Source organism: Gammaproteobacteria bacterium (assembly GCA_013214945.1).
Classification (GTDB): Bacteria; Pseudomonadota; Gammaproteobacteria; order Enterobacterales; family Psychrobiaceae; genus Psychrobium.
In genome coordinates this window covers 87,922-94,549 of the sequence record JABSRT010000023.1, presented here as the reverse complement: position 1 = coordinate 94,549, position 6,628 = coordinate 87,922, and the positions used below count along the sequence as shown (strand labels likewise).

The 6,628-nt window shown below is 40.3% G+C and carries 7 protein-coding genes; 4 read left to right on the top strand and 3 right to left on the bottom strand.

Features of this window, described 5'->3' with window-relative positions:
- On the top strand, nt 1-316 hold a 316-nt coding region (locus HRU23_16560), incomplete at its 5' end, for a hypothetical protein (protein ID NRA55752.1).
- 108 nt (nt 317-424) lie between these two features.
- Here the strand turns inward: HRU23_16560 and HRU23_16555 are convergent.
- From HRU23_16555 to HRU23_16545, 3 genes are all read right to left on the bottom strand, one after another.
- Nucleotides 425-955: a low molecular weight phosphotyrosine protein phosphatase gene (locus HRU23_16555; protein NRA55751.1), complete on the bottom strand. Its 531-nt coding sequence runs from the start codon at nt 953-955 to the stop codon at nt 425-427.
- 336 nt (nt 956-1,291) lie between these two features.
- A complete protein-coding gene (locus HRU23_16550; GenBank protein ID NRA55750.1) occupies nt 1,292-1,897 on the bottom strand; it encodes a peroxiredoxin C in 606 nt (201 codons plus the stop codon).
- A 36-nt stretch (nt 1,898-1,933) separates the two neighbouring features.
- A complete protein-coding gene (locus HRU23_16545; protein ID NRA55749.1) occupies nt 1,934-2,266 on the bottom strand; it encodes a Grx4 family monothiol glutaredoxin in 333 nt (110 codons plus the stop codon).
- Between the two features lie 235 nt (nt 2,267-2,501).
- Here HRU23_16545 and HRU23_16540 point away from each other — a divergent pair, with 235 nt between their 5' ends.
- The 3 genes from HRU23_16540 (at nt 2,502) to HRU23_16530 (ending at nt 6,626) form a co-directional block, all read left to right on the top strand.
- On the top strand, nt 2,502-3,086 hold the full coding sequence (locus tag HRU23_16540; protein ID NRA55748.1) for a superoxide dismutase [Fe]: 585 nt from the start codon (nt 2,502-2,504) through the stop codon (nt 3,084-3,086).
- A 330-nt stretch (nt 3,087-3,416) separates the two neighbouring features.
- Entirely contained in the window at nt 3,417-5,339 is a 1,923-nt protein-coding gene (locus HRU23_16535; protein NRA55747.1) for a PrkA family serine protein kinase, read from the top strand.
- 18 nt (nt 5,340-5,357) lie between these two features.
- Nucleotides 5,358-6,626: a YeaH/YhbH family protein gene (locus HRU23_16530; protein NRA55746.1), complete on the top strand. Its 1,269-nt coding sequence runs from the start codon at nt 5,358-5,360 to the stop codon at nt 6,624-6,626.
- The last annotated feature ends 2 nt before the right edge of the window (nt 6,627-6,628 follow it).

Here is a 6,628-nt window from a genome sequence, read left to right as displayed (position 1 = left end):
TGAAGCAATTGTCGAAGTAGCAACACCTGAAGTTGAATCAATTGTCGAAGTAGCCGCACCTGAAGTTGAAGCAACTGTTGAAGTAGCACCTGTAGCTGCTATCAATAGCCCGCTAAATACTCAGCAACTAACAGGCAGTGCAAGCGCACCAATGACAAAACCAACACCTATCGCTGCTAACGCAACGGTTACTGAGGTAAAAACAATGCCAAGCGAACAACGTTTAGCATTTCACCGTAGTAATAAACCTGCAGGAAGTATTGGAGCTACTAGCAGCGCTAGTGCACAAACTACCCTAGCTAAAGCCGTTAATTAAGGCAAGACTAGCAAACCGGAGCAATATTACTCCGGTTTGCTTATCCGTTTTTTAAATTATTTGTAGCTAAAACACTCTCCAGAATAATTAGACCACTTTAGCTATCACCTACGACCAGCACCTATGACGTGCTGTAATCTCTCCCACTAATCCTTCAGTGGCGCTTTCAATCAGGTCCAATACCATTTCAAAGCCCTTACTGCCGCCGTAATACGGATCTGGTACTTCTAACTCATTACCATTACCATAACTTAATAACAAACCTAACTTAGACTGGTACTGTGGCGGGCATTTAGCCTGAAGCTCTATTAAATTGTCTTTATCCATCGCTAAAATAAAATCAAAAGTCTCGAAATCTTGTGGTGTTATCATGCGCGAACGGATCTTCGATAAGTTGTATCCCCGTGCTAAGCCGGCTTTAACCGATCTAGAATCTGGTCGAGTACCTTTACGATAATTTAAGGTGCCAGCCGAATCAACTTTAACTCTAACGTTGGTTGCCTTTAATCGCTGCTTTAGCACCGCTTCAGCCGTCGGAGAGCGACAGATATTAGCCATGCATACCATGAGTACTGAGCATTGTGGTTTATAATTCTTTGAGAATGAAAACACTGGATCTCCTTTTAATAAATATCTCATCGCACACTAAAGTTAGCTAACAAATATATATTTCGCTATTAAATTGTGAGTTTATATCCATCTTAAGGAAAGTTTACTCAAGATAGATATCGATTGTTAACACTCAATTGTTAATTCAGTCACTGATAAACAGCTATTACAATAACTTTTCTATAAGTAAGATTCATGATTGTGTAGTGGTCAACTAAATTGATAGTTACAAGGGAAAAGAAGCTTGTCGTGCTCACTAGTTAGGAAAACTAGCCAAGTAGGATATTAAAAGAACCCTCTCCATAGAAAATAGACAAAAAAAGGCCTTGCTAGCAAAACTAGCAAGGCCTTAAAAAAATGTAACGCTTATAGCTGGTCAGCATTCTCTTTTAGGTAGTCAGCAACGCCTTGCGGAGAAGCAGTCATCGCTTTATCACCCTGTTTCCAGCCAGCAGGACAAACTTCACCGTGCTCTTCGTGGAATTGAAGTGCATCAACCATACGAAGCATTTCATCAACGTTACGGCCAAGTGGCAAGTCATTTACTACTTGGTGACGAACGTTACCGTTCTCATCAATTAAGAATGAACCACGAAGTGCAACACCAGCTTCTGCATGTTCAACATCATATGCTTTACAGATTTCGTGTTTAACATCAGCAACTAGGGTGTACTTAACAGGGCCAATGCCGCCGTCATTTACTGGAGTGTTACGCCATGCATTGTGAGAGAACTGTGAATCAATAGAAACACCGATCACTACAACATTACGCTTATCAAATTCAGCCATGCGGTGATCAAAAGCAAGAAGCTCTGATGGGCACACGAATGTGAAGTCTAATGGGTAAAAGAAAAGAACTGCTGTTTTCCCTTTAATTGCTTCACTTAGTGTAAATGAATCAACGATTTCGCCGTTACCTAATACTGCTGCTGCTGTAAAGTCTGGTGCAGGACGACCTACTAATACGCTCATAATAATCTCCGTTTGGTGGTACAAAATAATAAATTTTTAATCTTGGCTTGGGTATTTTTCAGCTGTTTCTTTTAACAGTGGTGCTAATTCACCCTGCTGATACATCTCTAAAATAATATCACAGCCGCCCACTAACTCGCCATCAACCCATAATTGTGGGAAAGTTGGCCAGTTAGCAAATTTTGGCAATTCAGTACGGATGTCTGGGTTTAGCAAAATGTCAACATATGCAAACTTTTCACCACAGCTCATCACGGCTTGTGACGCTTGAGATGAAAAACCACAATTAGGTAATTTAGGCGAGCCTTTCATATACAAAATAATTGGATTTTCAGAAATCTGCTGTTTAATTTTGTCGATTGTTTCCATTGTTAATTCCTTAGGCAATCACGGTTTGAGTGGATGACTCATCAAAAGTGCTAGCTATTGTACGCTGTCATTACCTAAGACAAAACCCCTATCTTGCTAGGGATTTAAACCATTGTAAATCAAGCGCAAGACTACATTCATTTTTGACCTAAATCAATTTATTGATGTATTATATGGGGAGAATATAAAAATGTTAGCCTTAACCAAAAGGCAGCTCATAATCAGGAGATTATCCATGTCATTCGAACTACCAGCTTTACCGTACGCAATCGATGCATTAGCGCCGCACATTTCACAAGAAACACTAGAGTTTCATCACGGTAAGCACCACGCAACTTACGTTGCAAAGCTTAATGGTTTAGTTGAAGGTACCGACCTTGCAAATAAGTCACTAGAAGAATTAATTAAGACCTCTCAAGGTGGAGTATTTAATAACGCTGCACAAATTTGGAATCACACGTTTTACTGGAACAGCCTAAGCCCAAATGGCGGCGGCGAGCCAACGGGTGAACTGCTAGCTGCAATTAATGCTTCATTTGGTTCAGTTGAAGAATTTAAAGCTAAATTTAATGACAGCGCAGTAAACAATTTCGGCGCTAGCTGGACTTGGTTAGTTAAAAATTCTGACGGTAGCCTTGCGATTGTTAATACGAGTAACGCTGCAACGCCTTTAACGGATGAGAACCTTACTCCATTAATGACGGTAGACCTTTGGGAACACGCGTATTACATTGATTACCGTAACGTTCGTCCTAACTACCTAGCTGGTTTTTGGGCATTGATCAATTGGAAATTCGCCAGCGAAAACTTCGCTGCATAAGCTGCATTAAACCAGCAACGTTTTCTCCATATTTTAAAAGGGCTCATTTGAGCCCTTTTTTTATGCCAATAAAAACATACGAAAAAATTAGTCTTTTCATTACTTTAAACTAAACTTTTATTTAGTACATAAAATAAATGAAATTAATGTTTCGACCAAAGGTCTAATCGTTAAGATGACAAGTTTAGGGCAGTGGTTAAGTGTGACTTAATTACAAATAACTAGATTTCTTAATGTTTTTTTTATACCTTGGGTTAAGAAAGGATTTTAAACCAGTCATTGCACAAACGGTAATTGTAGAACTGGCTATGGCACATAGAGGGGAATACGATGACAATATTTGACCATTATCAGAATCGCTATGAAACCACCAAGGAAGAAGAGTACAGCCTGCAAGAGTTTTTGCAGCTGTGTAAAGTTGACAGCTCTGTTTATGCTTCAGCAGCAGAACGATTATTACTTGCGATTGGCGAGCCTGAAGTTGTAGATACAGCAACAGATCCAAGACTAAGCCGGATATTTTCAAATCGTCTGGTCAATAGGTACCAACCGTTTAAAGACTTTTACGGGATGGAGGATGCGATAGATCAAATCGTCTCTTATTTAAAACACTCAGCCCAAGGGCTAGAAGAAAAGAAACAAATCCTGTATTTACTCGGGCCAGTCGGTGGCGGCAAATCTTCATTAGCCGAAAAACTAAAAAGTTTAATGCAAAAAAAACCTATTTACCGGATTAAGGGCTCCCCTGTTAATGATCATCCGTTATGCCTCTTTGATCCGCAAGAAGACGGCCACATATTAGCATCTGAATATAATATCCCACATCGTTACCTGCAAACAATTATGTCTCCGTGGGCTGTTAAACGCCTTCACGAATACGGTGGCGATATTAGTCAGTTTCGGGTTGTTAAAACCTATCCCTCTATTTTAGATCAGATAGCAATCGCAAAAACCGAACCTGGTGATGAAAACAATCAAGATATTTCAGCATTAGTTGGTAAAGTCGATATTCGCCAGCTCGAACATTTCGGACAAGACGATGCCGACGCTTATGCCTACTCAGGTTCATTGTGCCGCGCAAACCAAGGTTTAATGGAGTTTGTTGAGATGTTTAAAGCGCCAATAAAGGTGCTGCATCCATTATTAACAGCAACGCAAGAAGGTAATTTCAATGGTACTGAAGGCATCTCTGCCATGCCATTCACTGGGATTATCCTAGCCCACTCAAATGAGTCAGAGTGGCAAACTTTTAGAATGAACAAAAACAATGAAGCCTTTTTAGACCGAGTCTATATAGTGCAAGTACCTTATTGTTTACGGGTTACCGAAGAAATAAAGATCTACGATAAGCTATTAGCTACTTCTGAGCTTTCACAGGCACAATGTGCCCCTGACACCTTAAAAATATTAGCCGAATTTAGTATTTTGTCGCGACTTAATCTGCCCGAAAATTCAAGTATTCATTCTAAAATGCGGGTTTATGATGGTGAAACTCTAAAAGACACCGATCCTAAAGCCAAATCATTGCAGGAATACAAGGATAATGCAGGCATCACTGAGGGTATGAGCGGTTTATCCACTCGTTTTGCGTTTAAGATATTATCTCGGGTATTTAATTTTGATCAAAATGAAGTGGCAGCTAACCCAGTCCATTTGTTCTATGTCTTAGAGCAGCAAATAGAAAGAGAACAGTTTCCTGAAGATGTTGCTGAAAAATATTTAGAGCACCTCAAGGGCTATCTTATCCCTAAGTATGTCGAATTTATCGGCAAAGAAATTCAGACTGCTTACCTCGAGTCTTATTCCGAGTATGGTCAAAACATTTTCGACCGTTATGTAACCTATGCCGATTTTTGGATTCAAGATCAAGAATATCGCGATCCCGAAACAGGTCAATTATTCGATCGCGGTGCATTAAACGACGAATTAGAGAAAATTGAAAAACCTGCTGGCATTAGCAATCCAAAAGATTTCCGCAATGAGATTGTCAATTTCGTATTACGAGCCAAAGCCAATAATTCAGGCAACAATCCACTGTGGACTAGTTACGAAAAACTCAGGACTGTCATAGAGAAAAAAATGTTTTCTAATACCGAAGACTTACTGCCTGTTATTTCCTTTAATAACAAAACCTCTAATGATGACCAGCAAAAACACGCCGACTTTGTTGAGCGCATGATGCTTAAAGGTTATACCCAGAAGCAAGTGCGGTTATTAACCGAATGGTATCTCAGAGTTCGTAAATCTTCATAACCAAGAGCAGGAGGCGATATGGCTAACTTTATCGACCGCAGACTCAATGGTAAAAATAAGAGCTCGGTAAATCGACAACGCTTTATCCGTCGCTACAAAAAACAGATACAGCAATCGGTCAGTGACGCGGCGACAAGTCGTGAAGTCACTGACGTAACGTCAGGTGAAAGTATTAGTATTCCGACCAAAGACTTGGGTGAACCATTTTTCCACCAAGGTCAAGGCGGTATAAAAGAACGCGTATTACCCGGCAATGATCAATATCAGGCTGGCGATCAAATCGCCCGCCCAAAAGGTGGTCAGGGCCAAGGCGGTGGCAGCGGTGAAGCGAGTGATAGCGGCGAAGGCGCAGATGAATTTCAATTTAACATTTCTAAAGATGAATACCTTGATTTGTTATTTGAAGATTTAGAGCTGCCCAATTTACAAAAAAATAAAATAAACGATATTTTAGAACAAAAAAGAGTTCGCAGTGGTTTTTCAACGGTTGGATTACCCAATAACATAAACATCGTCAGGTCATTAAGAAAGTCGTTGGCACGGCGTATTGCGATGACCGGCAGTGAGCGGCGAGAAATTAGGGCGCTCGAGCAACGAATAAGTCATTTACTGGCTTTATCACCACCGCCCACGACTGAAATTGAGCAACTAGAAACAGATATTGAGCAATTGAAGAAACGCCTGCAGCGTGTGCCCTTCATTGATGACTTTGACTTAATGTTCAATAATTATGCCAAAGAGTTCGTTCCTTCATCAAGAGCGGTCATGTTTTGCATTATGGATGTTTCAGGCTCAATGGACCAAGCCACTAAAGATATTGCCAAACGCTTTTATATTTTACTGTATTTGTTCTTGTCTCGGCGCTATAAGACAATTGAAGTTATTTATATCCGCCACCACACTCAAGCTAAAGAAGTTGATGAGCATGAGTTTTTCTATTCACAAGAAACTGGCGGGACGATTGTATCTAGTGCCTTAAAATTAATGCATGAGATACAGCAAAGTCGCTACCCGCAAGACCAATGGAATGTCTATGCCGCCCAAGCATCCGATGGCGATAACTGGGCCGATGATACCCCGTTGTGCCACCAAATTTTAAGTCAAAAAATATTACCGATTGCCCGACATTTTAGTTACATTGAAATAACTAACCGATCCCATCAATCGCTATGGCAACAGTATCAACGATTAGCTGATACTTACCCGCAGTTTGCTATAAAACACATTACGCAAATCAGCGACATTTACCCGATATTCAGGGAATTGTTCCAAAAACAGCTCGTATAAGG

What these genes read in the sequence shown, in the direction of transcription:
- HRU23_16545 (NRA55749.1), bottom strand. Translation starts at nt 2,266, where the DNA reads ATGGAAACAATCGACAAAATTAAACAGCAGATTTCTGAAAATCCAATT.
- HRU23_16535 (NRA55747.1), top strand. Translation starts at nt 3,417, where the DNA reads ATGACAATATTTGACCATTATCAGAATCGCTATGAAACCACCAAGGAA.
- HRU23_16530 (NRA55746.1), top strand. Translation starts at nt 5,358, where the DNA reads ATGGCTAACTTTATCGACCGCAGACTCAATGGTAAAAATAAGAGCTCG.
- HRU23_16550 (NRA55750.1), bottom strand. Translation starts at nt 1,897, where the DNA reads ATGAGCGTATTAGTAGGTCGTCCTGCACCAGACTTTACAGCAGCAGCA.
- HRU23_16555 (NRA55751.1), bottom strand. Translation starts at nt 955, where the DNA reads ATGAGATATTTATTAAAAGGAGATCCAGTGTTTTCATTCTCAAAGAAT.
- HRU23_16540 (NRA55748.1), top strand. Translation starts at nt 2,502, where the DNA reads ATGTCATTCGAACTACCAGCTTTACCGTACGCAATCGATGCATTAGCG.